A 17,700-nucleotide genomic window follows, 5' to 3' on the forward strand; every position below is an offset into this window, starting at 1 on the left:
ATCAAAATCCTATCTTTTTACTATTCGAATCTAATAAATCTCTCAGGCAATGCACACGCATAACAAGTAATATTTAGAAGTGACAAAAGTCCTGCGTTGTGTCTAAGAAATCAATCAAATTAAAAATAAAAGAATTGGCAGCAGCTTACATCCGTTACAGGCATCACCCCTCCCTCGAAAACAACAAAACCCTTATAGCCAGACTAGAACACCTTGAGAAACTTTTTACAAGGCAAGAAAACAAGAATAAAAAATAAAATCCATCCACGTGAATGCAGTCAGACTTAAAAATATAACGACAACCTGGGCTAAAATAAACAATACGATTAACATCTAAGCTGAACCAAGATCAACCTCAATCACTTTTTGACCTAGAAGAAACAGGAAATACAATTGGCACAGCATTTGCGCTTTGTAGCTTGTTGGTCTTCACCCAAGCGAGCGGGAGCCAAAAAACTACTTCAATCCTACATTCTAATTACAAGCTACATGCAAAAAGGGAAGAAGGGTAGGTAATATCAAAATCCTTGCATCAAGTCCAAGCCAAATCTGGTCGAGAATCAATTCATCATGAACACAATCTCCTGTGAAGTCGTTGTCGGGCAACATGCATTAGAGATCTGCCAATACAGATCCGAAGCAGATTGAATGAAAACTTCTTCATCATTCACGATAAAGATTTGGTGGGGAGCACCAATAAGGCCGCAGTCTGAGGAAATCGCTCGATACAAGCACACAAAGTCCTGAATATGTCTCTTTTGCTACCCCGAATCGTCAACAAACGGAGCCATAACACAAAGATGGCGCAAACCAATCTTATGACTCAAGCAGAGCTGATTGTGCAGACCCCCCGAGGCTCATCCATTCAAAGAACCAAAGATGGCCAATTTCTAGTGTGCAATGCAGAGAACCAGTGCAATCTCACCCACAGCCTTTATCTTGCTGAGGAAGAACTCTCGGGAATGGAGCACGGTTTCACATTCCCCTACGCAACAAATTTCCGTAACAGCACATTGCCGGCAGACCTCATCGACTCCGAATAGAGACATCAACGTTCCATCACCGAGGAGTCACAAAGCTAGGACCCATAAGTCGTTTACCTCCAGGCAGCTTGCTTCAAGCGTCAGACACGGTTACATGGATTTCACGCAGCAACTTGGCGGAATGCCGGAGCTTCTCAAGCGTCAAATTGACCGCCTCGAAACCGCCATCGAGCTTTCGACAGACTGGCTTGAAATTCAATATCTGATGGTTGAGCTTGACCAGCTCAAAGCGCTCTATGAGGAGATGAAATCTGAGGCCGCTTAAGCCAGAGAAGGGCATGTCCACTCAGCCATGGCAGTCCCATGAGTCATCTTCAGCGAATTGGTTGCCTTGCTGAGGTAAGACACATGAACGACAAGCAGTGCACGGCACTTGTGCGCCTGCAGCGGGTTCTGGCCGTGGCCAAGGCAAACAAAAACCAGCTCTTCATCCAGAACATCGAGAGGGAGATCGCAGCTTTACAACGTGGCGATTGCTCTCCGCTCATCGAGAAGTACCTCTCGAAGGATGAAAAGGCTTGGATGCAGCTTTGAGGGACCCGACCAATCGCAAGGTTGTTCTCTGTAGTGTGTTGAACTCCAGACTGAGCGCCTGGGAGAGCTTGAGAGCCACAGCCCCTTTCCTAAAGTTTTGGTGACTTCCCCCCGACGGCCCGTTCCAAGGCAACGTCTCCTCCTGTGAGCGCTGACTGGAACGCCAACCAATGACTGACCGTACCCTCGAAATCACAACAGCATTGCGAGAGGCCCATCTACAGCAGCTTGAAGCCTCTCTCGCCTCCAAAGCGGCGAAGAAACCGGCAGGGACGAACGAAACGACCAGCTTTCTCGAAACGACTGCAGACAAGGCTCCAGCCATCGGGCACTGAAATACCACCGGGCGTTTCAAACTCATGATCAATCGTCTACAACATCAATCCGGGGTAGCTGAGTCGCTATGACGTTGTAGCTTTGAGGCCAAAGCGAAGTGAATCGAGATTGGGGGAGTCCAAGGCAGACGGAACTCCGAATCAACAGATCCAAAAGGCAGGCTGGAGTTCTGGACCCTGATTCAACAGTCCCTTGAAGGAGTTGGCTGGTTTCCTCGGCAGCATTCAGTCATCCGTCACCCTGTTCCCTAAGAGACAACCACCCAACATCACGAGCAAGACGGATCGACCCTCTCTCTTGTGAGGTGATGGTTGAACAATGCATGACGAGCAAGCGGGGTCGCATCAAACAACGCGCAACATCACTGTCACTGGTCTTCACGCTCACTTTTGAATCAAACAAGGAGAAATCTTTGAATGATGCATCCCTTGAACCATTGACTCACCTGCATCCACAACTCGGGATCAAGTTTCAGCATCCTCAACATCCGCCCCGGATCCAACACCCTCCACCACCGGATCCTGTCCCGGACGCCAGCCGCTGTTCCAGATCTCTCGAACCTTGATGTTCAGATCATCACGCGACAACCCCCACAGCGTAAGACACTTCTCTAGATCGTCCCGAATATCGTCAGCCCCAGGGAATTCCGCATATCGCGAAAATAATGCAGCGATGATGGTCATCTGCTGCGGCCCTGGCTCACCATCGTGACCCAATACAGCATCGATCTGGTCACGATCGATGGCGTAGAGGGGGTGAGTTTGCTGAGGATCGTCAGTCATCCTTCAATCATGCCCCAGAAGGCGATCAAACAAGCAGATCAGATTGGGGCTGTGATCAATGCGCCATCTCCAAGCCTGAAAACACTTTCAATCAAGTTCCCAGCACTCAGAACCGCGACTGGTCAGCAGGCAAACAACATGCTTCTCTTCGCTGATCAGGCGATAGGTATGCCCATCAGCATCACTACGGGCACGTGCATGCCAAAACGCATGGTCTCTGGACGCATGCTCAGCACGATCGGACCAACCATCGACTGTCAGCTCTTGAACCGAAAACATGGGCTTGGTTCGGACTGAACAAAGGCTCGAGGGGCACGCGGGGTCTGTGCAGGATTAACAGAAACATGTTGGGATCAGTTGATCGGATGTTGTAATCAGCGTAAAGCCGAGATTCTGTCGACGCTGGAACCAACTTCCTCAATGGAAAGATGCTCAGCCGCGGCATCATTCCGAAGACGATAGAGAAAGCCATTCACCCACGCCGTCTCTTTATTGTTCACCTCGTGACCACGGTCTACAAAATCCGGCTGCTGATGCAAAAGATAAAGAAGAATGGTCAGAACATCCTCCTGGGAAAGATTTTCAGGATCAATCGATGGCCATTGCTCTCTGACATCGAGATAAGACAGTGATCCTGGGGTCACGAGATCAAAGCGCACTGTCAGCTCGGCAGGGGATGTGGGCCATCCAAACAAAAAGCCCCGCCGAAGCGGGGCCTCATCACCTGAATGAAACAGGGATCACAGCCAATTGGCACGCATGGCCTCATAGGTCACCCCTCGGTATTTCAACTGAGTTGAGGCCACCTTCCCTTTCGCCAGTTTGGCGGGAGACAGATGCGCGGAGGTGTAGTCACTGGATTCAGATCCGCGAGCAGCGGCCTTTTTGGACGTGTTGCGGAGCTGCTGACGCAGCTCACGCTCTTTCAAGAGCTGAAGAGCATTCATGGTGTTCCTCGTAGAAAGCTCAGGCCCCGTTCCATGCCCTGAGTCGAACTGCGCTTCGCCATGCGGCGAAGTGAACGTCTGTAGCAACTGCTACCTCTTCAACATAAGCGAAGCAAGGCCTTGTGCGCTGTTCGTGCTGTTACAGCATGGGAGCAATCAAATCGAATTCCGGCAGAGCACCCACCCAACACGAGCGGTTGGTGACTGGAGTTCACTTCAAAGCGAAAGAAGCGCTGACTGTTCCCGAACCAGAGGGGGCGTTGCAGCCAAATTTCAGCATCAAGCTTGAGCAGAGCGATGGACAAGAGCCACGGTGTTGTGCAAGGGCAGAACACAACCGATGGCCGACGCGGTGAGAGCGCACCGCATAAGGCTGAGCCGAACAACGTCAGAGCGTCACGCCGAAGCTGCTCGTCAGGCTCTGTCGTTAGTCATGAAACATCCTGTCAGAGCTTAAAAACCAGGCCCGGCATCAATGCAACAAATCGTGCATTGGACCACTGACACCAAGCTCAGAACTCCCTATCACCTGAAAAAGGTGAATTGACCATGCTGACCACCTCAACACGATTGAAACTGCAAAACATCTGCAGCCGCCTCGCCCAAGGTGAATTCGTATCCCTTCAGGAACGTGTCTACTTGCAAAAATTTGCTGAACGCGATCGCAGCGTGAGCACGTGGGTGAGCAGAGCGCAGCGTTTTCAAAGGGAAGGCATGCAACAAGGACTCGACGGTTTGATGGCTGACCTTGACCTGGGGCAACGTCACCCAGATGACCCTGAGCATCCAGAAGATGATCTCGGCGACTGGTTCAGCAATGCCTCTCCTTGGCTGCGTCGCGACTGAGGAGGATCAGCTGGGATCCTCGAGGCAGCCGAAATGATCCACGGCAACCTCGTGAAGCGTCTTCAACGATTCAAGAACAGCCAAGCGTTGCTGAGCCTGAGCCAACATCGGCTTGCCGTGGGGAACGCATGACTCGATGAGTGATGCCGCTTCAGAAGCTTCAGCCTTCACCCAACCGGTGCAACGCTCCAGTCGGGTCGTGAGGTCACCCTCCCGCAAAGCGCCCGAATAGTTCGGCCCCGCAAAGACGTTCAGAAGTGTCGCCAGTGCGTCCCTGGCCTGCCCACGGTTCACCGTCATGGAGCTTGTGGAATACGGATCCAGGCTGACAGAACGGCTACAAAAAAGCCGCCTCAACGGGCGGCCGGGTGATGGGGATATCCACAGCTTACCTGAACGATCCAGTGATCGCAGGCCATCTGAAGAGAAAGGGGAGCACGAAGCAACCGCGACTATTCCACCAAGCTGTGGAGAAAGGTGCGCGGGTTGCCAGCCCCAGAACGCCGCCCGCTAGATGTGGCGGATGTGCTGCAGAAACTTGCCGAACGGCACTACGGTTGGTTTCTGGCCAAGAGATGAGGATCACGCGGCTTAACCTCCGGGCTTGGGTGTCTTTTGTGTATGGGTTGTAGAAGACAATCCAGCTGATGCTGAAAACTCTGAAGTCCACGTAACAGTTGAAGCAATGGAGCAAAGGGTTGTGTTTCAAACCATTCCACTCAACGAAGTGCCCTGGCTTGAAAATCGCGTTGTCATGGACACCTCCCCGAGACGTTCTCTCATAGCTCTTTCAAATAGACTGGGGAGCAATTAAGCCAGGTCCCGTAGGTTCCATTCTTCCAACACAACATCCATCCAACATGCGCACCCTCCTCGGATTGCTGATGCTTTCGATTGTTCCCAGTGTCTCGTCAGGCTCACATGCACAGGAACTGGGTCGTTGTGAACCCTCCGAGGCGGTGAAGATCATCGACGGTGCGCTGGTGGAGGGAAAATCGCTGGAGCAAGCCATGGAGTTGATGATTAAAGCAAAAGTATTTGATGGATCGAAAGCCTGCATCACATTCATTCGGGAAACCTCAATGACCCTGCGCGATCCCTACCCAAGAGCTTTCAAATCGCTGTGGATGAATTAGATGTGAATACCAATTAGTATTCGTATCGGAACAATTAACCTAAAACATTAAAAAGATCATTCGAATGTTTGCATTCGGCAAAGAAGGTCAGGTGCCAGAAAGCAATTCAAATGTTAAGTCCATGCCCCTCATCCGACATTGAGCCTTGGCCGGTTTGAATCATCACCACCAAAAGAGGCCAGCTGAACTAACTCACGTCTCTTCGTCAGTTCCAGTTGGTGTCGGTTTGGCTGAGAACCTGGCATAAAGGCAGCGGTGCACGAGCAAACCCGACATCATCAGATCAAGATCTTGGTCAAATATGCAGACCCCACGACGGATCAACGATCCCGCTAACAGTCTCGCTGTGCTGGCTGCCATTGCTCTTAGCACCTTGCTGCTGTTGGGGCAGGCCCTGTTCATAGTCCCAGCCGGCAAGGTGGCCGTGGTGACCACGTTGGGCAAGGTAAGCGGAGGGTCGCGACTGCCCGGCCTGAATCTCAAGGTGCCATTCATTCAATCGGTGTACCCATTTGATGTACGCACCCAGGTGAAACCGGAGGAATTTGCAACCCTCACCAAAGACCTTCAGGTCATTGAGGCCACCGCAACGGTGAAATACGCCGTCCGCCCCAACGAGGCCGGTCGGATCTACAGAACCATTGCTGGCAACGACCGTGAGATCTACCCCCGCATCATCCAACCCTCCTTGCTGAAAGCACTGAAGTCGGTGTTCTCCCAGTACGAACTTGTCACCATCGCCACGGAATGGAACGACATCTCGGCATTGGTGGAGAGAACGGTCGCTGAAGAACTCGACAAATTTGATTACGTGGAAGTGCGTGGGCTGGATCTCACAGGCCTGCAGATCGCCGAGGAATATCGCGCCGCCATTGAACAGAAGCAGATTGCTGAGCAGCAGCTACTTCGTGCACAGACGGAAGTCAAGATCGCTGAACAGGAGGCCCTTCGTTACGACACGCTCAACCGCAGCCTGGATGATCAGGTGCTCTACAAACTGTTCCTCGACAAATGGGATGGACAAACGGAAGTTGTTCCGGCACTTCCGGGCAGCAGTGGCAGCACGCCTCCAGTAATTGTGGGACGACGCAGCTGATGGGACGACAGCCGTGGTTGTTGACCAACAATCGCTTCTCGAAGACAAGGCTCGTCTGGATGAACTGCTCCGCAGTTACGACGGCGAAGCAAGACTGAACGAATCATTCATCGTTCTCACAATTGGCGCCAGCCTGATCGCCAGCTTGGGATTAGTGGCCAACAACACTGCCGTGGTGATTGGTGCCATGGTTGTTGCACCCTGGATTCTGCCGCTACGGGTGGCTGTTTTCGCTGTTCTTGTGGGGCGATCGAGGCTGCTCCTCCGTTCGCTGCGCACCCTGGCAGCGGGAGCAGGTATCACCTTGACTCTCTCACTGGCATTGGGCTGGATCGCTGGCAGTCAAGGAGTGCTCGAAGTGGAGGTCTTGCCGGAGATTGCAGCACGGCTGAAGCCGAATATCTTCGATTTAGGGATTGCCTTGGCAGCGGGTGCCGTCGCGACCTATGCCAAGGTCAATCCTGGTGCCGTGAGTTCCATGGCCGGCACAGCAATCGCTGTGGCCTTAGTACCTCCTGTGTGCGCGATGGGATTGATGCTCTCCGCCTCAAACATCGGCGATGCACAAGGGGCTGCGCTGCTTTACGCCACCAACCTCCTGGGAATTCTGATTGGAGGGATCACAGTTCTGGCGATTCGTGAGCCATACTTCCGCGACAAACTCAAACGACGTAGGCACTCCCGGCTGCCCGTGTTGTTGGCTCTGGGACTGGCTGTCCTTGTAAGCCGAAATCTGTATGAAAGGTATGAGCAATACAAGTTCAAAGTGAAACGGGAGGTCAGTCAAAAAAGAATTGAATCAAGCATCAGCACCTACTTGAAGAATCAGACGTTGACCTTTGGTGCTAACGAATCCTTAGAGCTTGAAAAAATCGTTTTCGACTGGCCCGATCTATGGGAACAAAATCGAGCCCCGACCTTCCAGGTGGTGGTGCGGTCTATCGACCCGACATTACCGAGTTACAAGCAAGTTCAACACATTCAAGACACGATCAACCAAAGACTTGCAGGGCAATACCCTGGCCTTGAACTACAGATGCAGGTGCAACGCATCAATGTAAGTGTGGTGAAGGGCGATAGGGTGAATGAAAGAGTTGATCTCCAAGAGATTCTCAACGAAGCCGATATAACTCCAGCACATGAGGAATTGAACGTGGACAAACTTGAGGGCAAGCTTGAAGGTGAACTTCAAGATTTGATCGAAACAAAGACTTGCTTGAAGCAGGATTGTTAGATCAGCTTTTTTGCGGGCAAGAGTGCAAGAAAATATATGCTGGCCATATGCCTATCAACCTAGTAACCAAGCTCATCAACGACAAAAAACAGATCCCCACATTGATCTAGAGGGCTTGAGAAAGCCAACCTGGGCAAAGACAACCAAAAATGGAATGAATGAGGCAAGGACGCCCCGTCAACCATCGCCACAGGTGGTGGGAATGATGATCTACGTGCCCGTGTCTTTTCAATCACTTCTTGACAAGGAAGTTTTGCACTACCCCGCGGTCATGTTGTATCGGTGCTAGCGGTCAAAGTGTTCCTCAGGCAGGCTGCTGAAGTGCAGACGAAAACATGGCATTACGCAGAGAACATCCGACCAAGGGGCATGGTCTGGACGGTTGAATCTCAGCAGCGATGGATCTCCCCAGACGTCTGCGTTGACTGCGGGCGGCGTCATGGGGTGATGACTGCTGCGGTCATCGTGGCGCTGCTGCTTGCTTTCACAACAAAAAGCCCCCTCCGAGGAGGGGGCTTTCCGATTCAGTTGATCTGAATCGTTTTGCTGTTCAGATGTGAACAGGTTGATTCCAGATCAACCGATGACAGGAGCCTGCAGAGCCACAGGAGTGGACTCAGCAGCAGCCAGGTCGAGGGGGAAGTTGTGAGCGTTGCGCTCGTGCATCACTTCCATGCCGAGGTTGGCGCGGTTCAGCACATCAGCCCAGGTGTTCAGGACACGGCCCTGACCATCAAGGATGGATTGGTTGAAGTTGAAACCGTTCAGGTTGAAAGCCATGGTGCTGACGCCCAGGGCAGTGAACCAGATGCCAACGACAGGCCAGGCAGCCAGGAAGAAGTGAAGGCTGCGGCTGTTGTTGAAGGAGGCGTATTGGAAGATCAGGCGACCGAAGTAACCGTGGGCAGCCACGATGTTGTAGGTCTCTTCCTCTTGGCCGAACTTGTAGCCGTAGTTCTGGGACTCGCTCTCGGTGGTTTCACGCACCAGGGAGGAGGTCACCAGGGAGCCGTGCATGGCGGAGAACAGGGATCCACCGAACACACCTGCGACACCCAGCATGTGGAAGGGGTGCATCAGGATGTTGTGCTCAGCCTGGAACACCAACATGAAGTTGAAGGTGCCAGAGATGCCCAGGGGCATGCCGTCAGAGAAGGAACCCTGACCGAAGGGGTAAACCAGGAACACTGCAGAAGCAGCAGCCACAGGTGCGCTGTAAGCAACGCAGATCCAGGGGCGCATGCCGAGGCGGTAGGAGAGTTCCCACTCGCGACCCATGTAGCAGAAGATGCCGATCAGGAAGTGGAAGACAACCAGCTGGTAAGGACCGCCGTTGTACAGCCACTCATCGAGAGAAGCAGCTTCCCAGATGGGATAGAAGTGCAGGCCGATGGCGTTGGAGGAAGGAACAACAGCACCGGAGATGATGTTGTTGCCGTAGATCAGAGAGCCAGCGACAGGCTCACGGATGCCGTCGATGTCAACCGGAGGAGCGGCAACGAAAGCAACGATGAAGCAGATCGTGGCAGCCAGCAGGGTGGGGATCATCAAGACACCGAACCAACCGACGTAGAGACGGTTGTTGGTGGAGGTGACCCACTCACAGAAGGCCTGCCAGCTGGAAGCGCCGGAGCGCTGCTGGAGGGTGGTGGTCATGAGAACGGAAAGAAATGTTCCCGAAGGAACGGTTTAAGGAAGGGCAGGAGAGCCCTGCCTCTAGGCAATGTAACGGAAGTTTGCGCTGTGTGTCCACAGATTGCGAAATCAACGCCAAAGCCCGTTGCGCCGGGAAAACCAGGCTTCCGAAAGACTTAAGATTCATGCGACTCATCAGGGCGATCTTTGGTTCTGATTCGCTGGATGCAATCTGGTCATCGCCTGGAGGAGACCGTTCCCCTGGCCAAGGCCCGTCACAGGCGCATGGAGCTCGAAGCTCAGGGTGCCACGGTGTATTGGAGCGAACGTCTGGCCTTGGGCCAGCCCTGCTGAGAGGCTGGGGCCAATTGGAACGGGCCCATGCAGCGTTTGATTCAACTGCTTTGCCTTGGGGTTGCCTCCCTTGGCCTGACCAGTTGTGGCCTGGTGACCTCCGGCGATGACCAACCAAAGCCCTACACAAGAGCATCGCTTGACCAGCTGGAACAACGGCTCAACCAACTGGAACAGGAGCTTCAACAGCTGAAGACTCCCGCCGGCAACGCCGACAGCAAAACACCGGCTGGTCCCCTTCGCTCCCTCACGCTGCGGATCGGCACCGAGGACGACCGCCTGCGGATGTACTGGGCCGACGGGCAGACGAGCGACCTGATCTGCTCACAGGAAGGGAAAGGAGTATGGGCCTGTGGTTAGGCCGCACGGATCAGCTGCTGCAAAGCCTGCAGCCAGGTGACCTCAACGGGCCAGACCTCCCGGCGCGTGAGCGAAAAGGCAATGCTTTTTTCGGCGTAGGCTGCTTCGTTCAAAAACACGGGGATCTCACCTGCAACCCACTCCTCACCACGATCACTTCCGTCTGCAGCGCGGAACATTGCCTGGGCTGGGTCGATGTCATGCCAGTCACGCCCCTGCAGTTCGGGATGAATCAGAGCCTGCGGCTCACCGTTGTCTGATTTCGGAAGATCGCGACTCCCCAGATGGCGATGCACCACAAGAGCATCCGGAAGCCGAGCTTCCCCCTGAAGTGCATGTTCCAAGGACCTCAAACACATTTGCAAGCCAAGTCGGGTCTGCTCAACGATCCGGGCATTAAGAACACCCTGAGGAACGGGGCCCACCTCGATCACCAGTCCGCAGGGCCAGGATTCCACGAGGAATCCGGTCTGTTCGGGGTCCGCTTCATGCAGATAGATCGGCAGACCGAGAGCCCCCTGCACCAAAGCGGCGAAGGCGAGATCAGCGGGCCGACGCCCATACACAACGAGTGAGTTGCCCATGGCCGCTGTGGTGCTGTGCAGATCAATGACCACCGCACAAGGATTCTCCCCGTCAGCTCCGTGCAACCGAAGAAGTTCGCGGGCACGTTGAAACTCCAATCCCGAGGTCTCACACTCCACAAGATCCGGCAGGAAGCAGCGGTTGAGGTCGCGGTCGATGTATCGGCGGCGACGGCGAAACGCCTCGGGGTTGCCGATCACCTTCTGCACCGGCAGCCCAGCCGCATCAATCAGCACAGGGTTGGCTCGCCATTGCTGGAGCAGCCATGGTGCATTGACCTCATTTCCATGGGTGCCGGCCACCACCAGAACGCCGGAGCTGGTCATGGACATCAGTGCACAGTGTGCTGAATGAAGCATGACTGCCGGCGAGGATGAATCCGTTCCAAACCGCGCCATGTCGATTCCACCTGTCGTGGTTACAGCCGCCCGCCTCGGCTGGCGATGGCAATGGCAGCGGCTCATGGGTGGACTGGGGCCAGCGGATGGCGCCGGCAATTACATCCGTCCGACCAGCGATCCGCTGACCCCGCCGGCCCTGAATCCCGAGGAGCTGCTGCAACGCAGCGCAGGACAACGGCCGATGCTGGTGATCGGGCGCAGTTGCCCCTGGGCGCATCGCACATGGTTGGTGCATCAGCTGCGCCATCTGCATGACAGCGTCACCCTCGTGATGGCACGGGCGGATCACAACGCCGGCCGCTGGGCCCTCACCCCAGCCTGGGAGGAATGCGAGACGCTGCTGGAGCTGTACAGACATTGCGGTGCTCCACCCTCCTACCGGGCCACCGTTCCTGTGCTGGTGGATCCCAAAACGCGCACCCTGCTGGGCAATGACAGTGCTCCACTGGTGGATCTGTTGAACCGCTGGCCCCAAAGAGGCTCAGCGCCTGAACTCGCACCGCCGGAGTCGACCGACAAGATCGAATCCTGGCAGCAGCTGCTGCAACCAGCAGTCAACGATGGTGTGTACCGCTGTGGTTTCGCCCGCAACCAAGCGGCCTACGACCGTGCTGAAGCAGCCCTCTTTGCCGCACTGGGTGCAGTGGAGCAAAGCCTGGAGAGCAACGGCCCCTGGTTGTGCGGCGCCTCACTGACTCTGGCGGACGTGCGGCTGTTCCCCACACTGATCCGCTGGGAGCTGGTCTATGCCCCCCTGTTCGGCTGCAGTCGACGGCCCCTCTGGCACTACCCGAACCTCTGGGACTGGCGTCAACGCTTGTATGCCTTGCCAGGCGTGGCGGACACCTGCGACGGAGACGCCTGGCGACACGACTATTTCGGTGCCTTGTTCCCCCTCAATCCTGGTGGCATCGTTCCAGCCGGTCCAAACCTGAGCACACTGGTGAACAGCAAGGCGGCGTCGGGATGACCAGCGCGGATCCAACCTTTGACGGTGTGTATGGCAGTTACACCATCACCGCTGGCGATCGCAGCGAGGTGCGCCGCTACCGCATCGCCCTGTTGGTGGCCGGGCTCGCGATGAGCCTTGGCCTGCTGCACTGGTGGCAGCTCGGCGGCAGCTGGGCCTGGATCTGGGTCGTGCCCATGGCCGCAGCCTTGGGTCTTGCCTTGCAGTGGATTCACATCTACCTGCGGCCGCTCCACCGCGCTCTGCAACTGTTCTGGCTGCTGGGCTGCCTGGGATGGGCGGTCTTGCTGCTGAGCGCCGGCCCTACCGAAGCGCTCCATGTCCTTCAGGAGCAGCCGCTGTGGATCCTGGCGGTGGGCCCGCTGTTTGCCGCCATGGCCGGCATCGGGTTCAAGGAGTTCTTCTGTTTCCAGCGGCCGGAAGCCATCGGCCTCACCCTGCTGCTGCCGCTGGGGCTGCTGGGACGGCTGCTGGGCCTAATCAACCTCACCGCTGCCATGACGCTGCTGGGCGCAGCGGCTCTGCTGCTGGTGCTGCTTGCCCTGCGCAAATTCGGCATGGAGGCGGCAGCAGATGTGGGCGATAAGAGTGTGTTTGCTTATCTGGACGGTCAATTGCCCGCAGGCACGCCGTGAGTCTGATCAGCCTGGTGGGTGCGGCCAAGGATTTCGGCATCCGCACCCTCTTCTCCGACCTTGACCTCCATATCGGGGACGGCGAACGGCTAGGGCTGATCGGGCCCAATGGTGCTGGTAAATCCACCCTGTTGAAGATTCTGGCCGGGAAGGAACCTCTCGGCGAGGGGGAACGCCGCTGCTCGCCACGGCTTCGGGTGGAGCTGGTGGGTCAGGAAAGCCGCATCACTCCCGGACTCACAGTGCTGGAGCAGGTGCTTGAAGGCTGTGGTGCCAAACGGGATCTACTGGTGCGCTTCAGCGCCCTCAGCGACGCCATTGCGGAAGATCCCAACAACGAAGCGCTGATGGCGGAGCTGGGTCAGCTCAGCCAACGCATGGATGAGGAGGAGGCCTGGAGCCTGGAGCAGCAATGCCGGGAAGTGCTGCAGAAACTCGGCATCAGCGATCTCCAGCGCCCGGTCGACGACCTATCCGGCGGTTACCGCAAACGGGTGGGCCTGGCGTCAGCCCTGGTGGCCTGCCCGGATGTGCTGTTGCTGGATGAGCCCACCAACCATCTCGATGCCGCGGCCGTGGAATGGCTGCAAAGCTGGCTGGACCGCTACCCCGGCGCCCTGGTGTTGGTCACCCACGACCGCTACGTGCTCGATCGGGTGACGCGACGGATGGTGGAGGTGGACCGAGGCCAGGCCCGCACCTATCAGGGCAACTACAGCACCTTTCTGCAGCACAAAGCGGAAGAAGAGGCCTCAGAAGCAGCCTCAGCGGCCAAGTTCAAAAGCGTGCTGCGCCGCGAATTGGCGTGGCTGCGCCAGGGCCCCAAGGCCCGCAGCACCAAACAGAAGGCACGGCTGCAACGCATCGAAGCGATGCGCGAGCAGAAACCCAATCAGGCCAAGGCGAAGCTGGAGATGACCGGCATCAGCCGGCGCATCGGCAAACAGGTGATTGAAGCGGAAGCGGTTGGCGTCACCACCGATGGCAGCCAGGGCGGTCGCCCACTCCTCGATGGCTTCAGCTACAGCTTCAGCCCGGAAGACCGCATCGGCATCATCGGCCCCAACGGCAGCGGCAAATCCACCCTGCTAGATCTCATCGCCGGACGGCGCCAGCCCACCCACGGCAGCCTGCTGCTTGGGGAGACCGTGCACATCGGCTACCTGGACCAGCACACCGAAGCCTTCAACGAAGGCAAGGGGCTCGATCGCAAAGTGATCGAGTTCGTGGAAGAAGCCGCAAGCCGGATTGATCTGGGGGGTGAACAGGTGACCGCATCCCAGCTTCTGGAACGCTTTTTGTTTCCACCGGCCCAGCAGCACAGCCCCTTGGCCAAGCTCTCGGGAGGCGAACGCCGACGCCTCACCCTCTGCCGGATGCTGATCCAGGCGCCCAACGTGTTGCTGTTGGACGAACCCACCAATGATCTGGATGTTCAGACCCTCAGCGTTCTCGAAGACTTCCTCGAAGACTTCCGGGGCTGCGTGATCGTTGTTTCCCACGACCGCTACTTCCTCGATCGCACCGTTGATCGTCTGTTCTGTTTCGACCAAGGACGGCTCAATCGCTTTGAAGGGAACTACAGCGGTTTTCTGGAACAGCAACGCCAGGAGGAACGCAGCCAGACCCAGGCGAGCAAACCCTCCACACCAAAACCAGAGCACAGCCGCGAGACCAAGCGCGACGGTCCGCGGCGTCGCACCTTCAAGGAAAACAAGGAGCTTGCGGCTCTTGATCAACAGCTGCCTGAACTGGAGTTGCAGAAGGAGGACCTGGAACAGCAGATGACCCAGGAGGGTGCTGACATGGCCAAGCTGAGCCTTGATCTGGCTGATCTGATCTCCCGCATCGAACAGGCCGAAGAACGCTGGCTGGAACTCAGTGAATTGGCGCCCTGATCAACGGTCAGGGCCGGTGGCTGTAGCCACAACTACCCCTGCTTCAGATCGACGTTGTCAGATGGTCATGGGGCGGGATTCCACCACTCCAAAACCGATGAATCGCCGTAATGTGCAGCGAGGCCACGGTCTGAATTCATGAAGTCCATCGACGAGCACATCCAGAAGGATCAATCGGAAATCGAAGCTGCAAAAGCAGCTGGAGACGAGGCCAAGGTTCGTCATCTCACCGATGAACTGAAGTCGCTGGAGGAATACAAGGAGCACCACCCCGGCGACAACCACGACCCCACCTCCCTTGAGCTGCATTGCGAGGCCAATCCCGATGCCGAGGAGTGCCGCGTCTACGACGACTGAGCCAACCAACGCGGATAACCCAACGAGGGCTCAGTAGTCCTCGTTGTAATCGGAGGGGCTGCCTGTCAGGCTGCAGACGACAGCCTCTTCTTTACGCATCGCCTTCACTTCAGCGATCGGGCGTCCCATGCGTTGAAGCACAGCAACATCCTCTTTCGTTTGGCACCGGGCAATCAGGTCGCCCTTGTTGTCCAGACAGGTGTAGAAAGTCATGTCAGGGGAGAGACATTCCCGTTATGGCTCTCCTGCAATCAGCTCACAAGCTTCGATGTTGCTGATCTCATGAAGATTTCTGGAGCATCGGCTTACACCCCGAGCTCGGCCCAGGTTTCGCTCAGCAATTGATCGAGGTTGGTTCCCATCGCGGCGGAAATGCACATCACAGGACGACCACTCGCCGCTTCGAGGTCTTGCCGCAACGTGGGGAGATCCACCTCTGACACCAATTCCTGCTTGTTGATCACCAACAGACGTGGTCGATCAACAAGACCATGGCCATAGGCCTCCAGCTCCTGCTGAACGATCTTCAGGTCAGCCACGGGATCCTCGGATCCGGCGTCCACAAGGTGGATCAGCAGACGTGTGCGTTCGATATGACGCAGAAAATCGTGGCCAAGGCCGGCCCCCTGGGCGGCCCCTTCAATCAAGCCTGGAATGTCTGCGAAAACGGTTCCATCTCCACTGGGACGGCGCACCACACCAAGATTGGGAACCAAGGTGGTGAAGGGGTAATCGGCAATTTTGGGTCGCGCTGCCGACAGCACGGCGATCAGGGTGCTCTTGCCGGCATTGGGAAGACCGATGATGCCCACTTCAGCCAGCAACTTGAGTTCCAGCTGCAGGGGCCATTCCTCACCCTCACGGCCCTCGGTGAATTTCTCCGGCGCGCGGTTGCGGTTGCTCAGGTAATGGGCGTTGCCAAGACCACCCCGCCCACCGAAGGCAACGGTGAGACGTTCACCCGGCGCGGTGAGGTCGCCAAGAAGGATGCCGGTGCTCAGATGACGTACCTCCGTACCGCAAGGCACCTTGATCACCAGATCTTTCCCTGATGCACCGGTGCATTTGTTCGGGCCACCGCGTCGCCCATCATCAGCAGCGAACAGGCGTTTGTATTTGAAATCGAGCAGGGTTTGCAGGTTGCTGTCGGCCTCGAGAACCACTGGAGCCCCACAACCGCCGTCACCTCCGGAGGGGCCTCCAGCGGGCACATACTTTTCACGGCGAAATGCAGCGATGCCATCACCGCCGCGCCCGCCTCGGACCGTGATCCGTGCCTGATCGATGAACTGCACGGTGCTGCCGGCTCAATCCAATCCATAACCCTAAGATTCAGCCGCTGCAGCTCTGTCGTTGGCCGGCGTCCGTTTCGAAGACCTCAGCAAGACCTACCCAGGACGCGGCGGCGGAGCTCCCGTCGAGGTGATTCGACAGTTGAATCTGACGATCAACGATGGCGAGTTCTTGGTGCTGGTCGGCCCCTCCGGTTGTGGCAAAAGCACCTTGCTGCGACTGCTCGCCGGTCTCGACCATCCCACCAGCGGCGAGATCAGGATCGGCACCAGGCCCATCAGCGATGTGCCGCCGGCCCGCCGCAACGTCGCCATGGTGTTCCAAAGCTATGCGCTCTATCCGCATCTCAGCGTGCGGGACAACCTCAGCTTCGGACTGCGCAGAAGCCAGGCAAGATCCACACTCCAACGGATTCAGGATCAAGGCTGCCGGACCACACGAGCTTTACCGGCGCCGCTTCGGGTGCGGTCCGTCAGAGAAGAACGCATCGAAGCCCGGGTGAACACTGTTGCCAGATCTCTGGAACTCACTGAATTGCTCGATCGAAGGCCAAAGGAACTGTCCGGCGGTCAAAAACAACGGGTCGCCCTCGGACGCGCCATGGCGCGCAATCCTGAGGTGTTCTTGATGGATGAACCGCTCAGCAATCTCGACGCCAAACTCAGAACGAGCACGCGCCAGAAAATCGTCGAGCTGCAGCGAGAACTGGGAACAACGACGGTTTATGTGACCCACGACCAAGTAGAAGCGATGACCATGGGCGACCGCATCGCGGTGTTAAACCAAGGGCGCTTGCAACAACTGGGAACACCAATGGAGTTGTACAGGTGGCCCTCCAACATCTTCGTGGCCCAGTTCATTGGCAGCCCCGCGATGAGCTTGTTGCCCGTCACGGTGGGACCCCATGCAACCCTCATTTTGGGGAGCAAGCGCATTCAGGTTGAAGGTGAAATGGTTGAGCCCTTACTTCAACGAGAAGGCCAACACCTCACCGCAGGATTGAGGCCTGAACACTGGCATCTGGCACCAGCAACGAACAGGAATGTCCAAGCCGAGGTGAGCCATTGCGAGCGTCTGGGCAATGAGCAGATCCTCACCTGTCGGCTCCTGGATGGTGATCAACTCATCCAAGTCAGAGGTTCAGCGGAGATCAACATCAACCCCGGCGATGCCATCCACCTCGACCCTGACCCCACAGGCTGGCGGTTGTTTGAGGCGGATGGAGAAGCGATCCGTTAACCACTGAAGCGGCTGAATC

24 protein-coding genes are annotated in these 17,700 nt (G+C 56.4%); 15 read left to right on the forward strand and 9 right to left on the reverse strand.

What is annotated here, in order from left to right:
- Positions 1 to 1,137: 1,137 nt before the first annotated feature.
- The 3 genes from KR52_RS14575 (at position 1,138) to KR52_RS14580 (ending at position 1,912) form a co-directional block, all read left to right on the forward strand.
- A complete protein-coding gene (locus tag KR52_RS14575; protein WP_156957750.1) occupies positions 1,138 to 1,308 on the forward strand; it encodes a hypothetical protein in 171 nt (56 codons plus the stop codon).
- Between the two features lie 83 nt (positions 1,309 to 1,391).
- Entirely contained in the window at positions 1,392 to 1,577 is a 186-nt protein-coding gene (locus KR52_RS12990) for a hypothetical protein (RefSeq protein WP_038557385.1), read from the forward strand.
- 170 nt (positions 1,578 to 1,747) lie between these two features.
- Entirely contained in the window at positions 1,748 to 1,912 is a 165-nt protein-coding gene (locus KR52_RS14580; protein WP_156957751.1) for a hypothetical protein, read from the forward strand.
- A 465-nt stretch (positions 1,913 to 2,377) separates the two neighbouring features.
- On the opposite strand, the gene KR52_RS12995 is transcribed toward KR52_RS14580, so the two are convergent.
- Positions 2,378 to 2,695, reverse strand: a complete 318-nt coding sequence (locus tag KR52_RS12995; protein WP_038556530.1) for a DUF3288 family protein — start codon at positions 2,693 to 2,695, stop codon at positions 2,378 to 2,380.
- Between the two features lie 9 nt (positions 2,696 to 2,704).
- Between KR52_RS12995 and KR52_RS14870 the strand changes: the two genes are divergently transcribed.
- The gene (locus KR52_RS14870) at positions 2,705 to 2,992 is read left to right on the forward strand and encodes a hypothetical protein (protein ID WP_038556532.1); all 288 of its coding nucleotides are present in this window, start codon (positions 2,705 to 2,707) and stop codon (positions 2,990 to 2,992) included.
- Between the two features lie 77 nt (positions 2,993 to 3,069).
- Here KR52_RS14870 and KR52_RS13915 read toward each other — a convergent pair whose 3' ends face one another.
- Together KR52_RS13915 and KR52_RS13010 are read right to left on the reverse strand one after the other, a co-directional pair.
- Positions 3,070 to 3,339 (reverse strand): hypothetical protein, encoded by a 270-nt coding sequence (locus KR52_RS13915; protein WP_253912418.1) that lies wholly within the window; start codon positions 3,337 to 3,339, stop codon positions 3,070 to 3,072.
- 96 nt (positions 3,340 to 3,435) lie between these two features.
- Positions 3,436 to 3,642, reverse strand: coding sequence for a hypothetical protein (locus KR52_RS13010; RefSeq protein WP_038556536.1), 207 nt, complete (start codon positions 3,640 to 3,642; stop codon positions 3,436 to 3,438).
- 549 nt (positions 3,643 to 4,191) lie between these two features.
- Between KR52_RS13010 and KR52_RS13015 the strand changes: the two genes are divergently transcribed.
- Positions 4,192 to 4,488 (forward strand): hypothetical protein, encoded by a 297-nt coding sequence (locus KR52_RS13015; RefSeq protein WP_038556538.1) that lies wholly within the window; start codon positions 4,192 to 4,194, stop codon positions 4,486 to 4,488.
- 6 nt (positions 4,489 to 4,494) lie between these two features.
- Here KR52_RS13015 and KR52_RS13020 read toward each other — a convergent pair whose 3' ends face one another.
- On the reverse strand, positions 4,495 to 4,788 hold the full coding sequence (locus KR52_RS13020) for a hypothetical protein (RefSeq protein WP_038556540.1): 294 nt from the start codon (positions 4,786 to 4,788) through the stop codon (positions 4,495 to 4,497).
- Positions 4,789 to 5,348: 560 nt separating this feature from the next.
- Between KR52_RS13020 and KR52_RS13025 the strand changes: the two genes are divergently transcribed.
- The 3 genes from KR52_RS13025 (at position 5,349) to KR52_RS13035 (ending at position 7,954) form a co-directional block, all read left to right on the forward strand.
- A complete protein-coding gene (locus KR52_RS13025; protein ID WP_038556542.1) occupies positions 5,349 to 5,624 on the forward strand; it encodes a hypothetical protein in 276 nt (91 codons plus the stop codon).
- A 301-nt stretch (positions 5,625 to 5,925) separates the two neighbouring features.
- Positions 5,926 to 6,720 (forward strand): prohibitin family protein, encoded by a 795-nt coding sequence (locus KR52_RS13030; protein ID WP_038556544.1) that lies wholly within the window; start codon positions 5,926 to 5,928, stop codon positions 6,718 to 6,720.
- The gene (locus KR52_RS13035) at positions 6,701 to 7,954 is read left to right on the forward strand and encodes a DUF389 domain-containing protein (protein ID WP_051834376.1); all 1,254 of its coding nucleotides are present in this window, start codon (positions 6,701 to 6,703) and stop codon (positions 7,952 to 7,954) included. The genes KR52_RS13030 and KR52_RS13035 overlap by 20 nt, the downstream gene beginning before the upstream one ends.
- A gap of 285 nt (positions 7,955 to 8,239) precedes the next feature.
- On the opposite strand, the gene KR52_RS15025 is transcribed toward KR52_RS13035, so the two are convergent.
- Positions 8,240 to 8,395 carry a hypothetical protein gene (locus tag KR52_RS15025; RefSeq protein WP_216725527.1) on the reverse strand — a complete coding sequence of 52 codons (156 nt, stop codon included), beginning with the start codon at positions 8,393 to 8,395 and terminating at the stop codon, positions 8,240 to 8,242.
- A gap of 135 nt (positions 8,396 to 8,530) precedes the next feature.
- Complete coding sequence (gene psbA / locus KR52_RS13045; protein ID WP_038556548.1) at positions 8,531 to 9,610, reverse strand: photosystem II q(b) protein; 1,080 nt, start codon at positions 9,608 to 9,610, stop codon at positions 8,531 to 8,533.
- Positions 9,611 to 9,796: 186 nt separating this feature from the next.
- Between psbA and KR52_RS15030 the strand changes: the two genes are divergently transcribed.
- Together KR52_RS15030 and KR52_RS13050 are read left to right on the forward strand one after the other, a co-directional pair.
- Positions 9,797 to 9,943 (forward strand): hypothetical protein, encoded by a 147-nt coding sequence (locus tag KR52_RS15030; protein ID WP_216725528.1) that lies wholly within the window; start codon positions 9,797 to 9,799, stop codon positions 9,941 to 9,943.
- A gap of 27 nt (positions 9,944 to 9,970) precedes the next feature.
- On the forward strand, positions 9,971 to 10,303 hold the full coding sequence (locus KR52_RS13050) for a hypothetical protein (RefSeq protein WP_051834377.1): 333 nt from the start codon (positions 9,971 to 9,973) through the stop codon (positions 10,301 to 10,303).
- On the opposite strand, the gene KR52_RS13055 is transcribed toward KR52_RS13050, so the two are convergent.
- A complete protein-coding gene (locus KR52_RS13055; RefSeq protein ID WP_038557391.1) occupies positions 10,300 to 11,214 on the reverse strand; it encodes an aspartoacylase in 915 nt (304 codons plus the stop codon). The two genes, KR52_RS13050 and KR52_RS13055, sit on opposite strands and share 4 nt — an antisense overlap.
- A 70-nt stretch (positions 11,215 to 11,284) precedes the next feature.
- Here KR52_RS13055 and KR52_RS13060 point away from each other — a divergent pair, with 70 nt between their 5' ends.
- The 4 genes from KR52_RS13060 to KR52_RS13075 all read left to right on the forward strand — a co-directional run bounded on the left by KR52_RS13060 (position 11,285) and on the right by KR52_RS13075 (position 15,149).
- Positions 11,285 to 12,259, forward strand: coding sequence for a glutathione S-transferase C-terminal domain-containing protein (locus KR52_RS13060; protein ID WP_038557393.1), 975 nt, complete (start codon positions 11,285 to 11,287; stop codon positions 12,257 to 12,259).
- On the forward strand, positions 12,256 to 12,894 hold the full coding sequence (locus KR52_RS13065) for a DUF2301 domain-containing membrane protein (protein WP_038556550.1): 639 nt from the start codon (positions 12,256 to 12,258) through the stop codon (positions 12,892 to 12,894). The genes KR52_RS13060 and KR52_RS13065 overlap by 4 nt, the downstream gene beginning before the upstream one ends.
- On the forward strand, positions 12,891 to 14,792 hold the full coding sequence (locus KR52_RS13070) for an ABC-F family ATP-binding cassette domain-containing protein (RefSeq protein ID WP_038556552.1): 1,902 nt from the start codon (positions 12,891 to 12,893) through the stop codon (positions 14,790 to 14,792). The genes KR52_RS13065 and KR52_RS13070 overlap by 4 nt, the downstream gene beginning before the upstream one ends.
- A gap of 138 nt (positions 14,793 to 14,930) precedes the next feature.
- Positions 14,931 to 15,149 (forward strand): CP12 domain-containing protein, encoded by a 219-nt coding sequence (locus tag KR52_RS13075; protein WP_038556555.1) that lies wholly within the window; start codon positions 14,931 to 14,933, stop codon positions 15,147 to 15,149.
- Between the two features lie 30 nt (positions 15,150 to 15,179).
- Here KR52_RS13075 and KR52_RS13080 read toward each other — a convergent pair whose 3' ends face one another.
- Together KR52_RS13080 and obgE are read right to left on the reverse strand one after the other, a co-directional pair.
- Entirely contained in the window at positions 15,180 to 15,362 is a 183-nt protein-coding gene (locus KR52_RS13080) for a hypothetical protein (protein WP_038556557.1), read from the reverse strand.
- 92 nt (positions 15,363 to 15,454) lie between these two features.
- Positions 15,455 to 16,444: a GTPase ObgE gene (gene obgE, locus KR52_RS13085; RefSeq protein ID WP_038556559.1), complete on the reverse strand. Its 990-nt coding sequence runs from the start codon at positions 16,442 to 16,444 to the stop codon at positions 15,455 to 15,457.
- A gap of 58 nt (positions 16,445 to 16,502) precedes the next feature.
- Here obgE and KR52_RS13090 point away from each other — a divergent pair, with 58 nt between their 5' ends.
- Positions 16,503 to 17,681, forward strand: a complete 1,179-nt coding sequence (locus KR52_RS13090; RefSeq protein WP_038556561.1) for an ABC transporter ATP-binding protein — start codon at positions 16,503 to 16,505, stop codon at positions 17,679 to 17,681.
- The last annotated feature ends 19 nt before the right edge of the window (positions 17,682 to 17,700 follow it).

The organism is Synechococcus sp. KORDI-52 (assembly GCF_000737595.1).
In the GTDB taxonomy this organism is placed as follows: domain Bacteria; phylum Cyanobacteriota; class Cyanobacteriia; order PCC-6307; family Cyanobiaceae; genus Parasynechococcus.

What these genes read in the sequence shown, in the direction of transcription:
- KR52_RS13075 (WP_038556555.1), top strand. Translation starts at nt 14,931, where the DNA reads ATGAAGTCCATCGACGAGCACATCCAGAAGGATCAATCGGAAATCGAA.
- KR52_RS15025 (WP_216725527.1), bottom strand. Translation starts at nt 8,395, where the DNA reads ATGACGCCGCCCGCAGTCAACGCAGACGTCTGGGGAGATCCATCGCTG.
- KR52_RS13050 (WP_051834377.1), top strand. Translation starts at nt 9,971, where the DNA reads ATGCAGCGTTTGATTCAACTGCTTTGCCTTGGGGTTGCCTCCCTTGGC.
- KR52_RS12995 (WP_038556530.1), bottom strand. Translation starts at nt 2,695, where the DNA reads ATGACTGACGATCCTCAGCAAACTCACCCCCTCTACGCCATCGATCGT.
- KR52_RS14580 (WP_156957751.1), top strand. Translation starts at nt 1,748, where the DNA reads ATGACTGACCGTACCCTCGAAATCACAACAGCATTGCGAGAGGCCCAT.
- psbA (WP_038556548.1), bottom strand. Translation starts at nt 9,610, where the DNA reads ATGACCACCACCCTCCAGCAGCGCTCCGGCGCTTCCAGCTGGCAGGCC.
- KR52_RS13055 (WP_038557391.1), bottom strand. Translation starts at nt 11,214, where the DNA reads ATGACCAGCTCCGGCGTTCTGGTGGTGGCCGGCACCCATGGAAATGAG.
- KR52_RS13065 (WP_038556550.1), top strand. Translation starts at nt 12,256, where the DNA reads ATGACCAGCGCGGATCCAACCTTTGACGGTGTGTATGGCAGTTACACC.
- KR52_RS13010 (WP_038556536.1), bottom strand. Translation starts at nt 3,642, where the DNA reads ATGAATGCTCTTCAGCTCTTGAAAGAGCGTGAGCTGCGTCAGCAGCTC.
- KR52_RS13025 (WP_038556542.1), top strand. Translation starts at nt 5,349, where the DNA reads ATGCGCACCCTCCTCGGATTGCTGATGCTTTCGATTGTTCCCAGTGTC.
- KR52_RS13020 (WP_038556540.1), bottom strand. Translation starts at nt 4,788, where the DNA reads ATGACGGTGAACCGTGGGCAGGCCAGGGACGCACTGGCGACACTTCTG.
- KR52_RS14870 (WP_038556532.1), top strand. Translation starts at nt 2,705, where the DNA reads ATGCCCCAGAAGGCGATCAAACAAGCAGATCAGATTGGGGCTGTGATC.
- KR52_RS13030 (WP_038556544.1), top strand. Translation starts at nt 5,926, where the DNA reads ATGCAGACCCCACGACGGATCAACGATCCCGCTAACAGTCTCGCTGTG.
- KR52_RS13015 (WP_038556538.1), top strand. Translation starts at nt 4,192, where the DNA reads ATGCTGACCACCTCAACACGATTGAAACTGCAAAACATCTGCAGCCGC.
- KR52_RS13080 (WP_038556557.1), bottom strand. Translation starts at nt 15,362, where the DNA reads ATGACTTTCTACACCTGTCTGGACAACAAGGGCGACCTGATTGCCCGG.
- KR52_RS13060 (WP_038557393.1), top strand. Translation starts at nt 11,285, where the DNA reads ATGTCGATTCCACCTGTCGTGGTTACAGCCGCCCGCCTCGGCTGGCGA.
- KR52_RS14575 (WP_156957750.1), top strand. Translation starts at nt 1,138, where the DNA reads ATGGATTTCACGCAGCAACTTGGCGGAATGCCGGAGCTTCTCAAGCGT.
- KR52_RS12990 (WP_038557385.1), top strand. Translation starts at nt 1,392, where the DNA reads ATGAACGACAAGCAGTGCACGGCACTTGTGCGCCTGCAGCGGGTTCTG.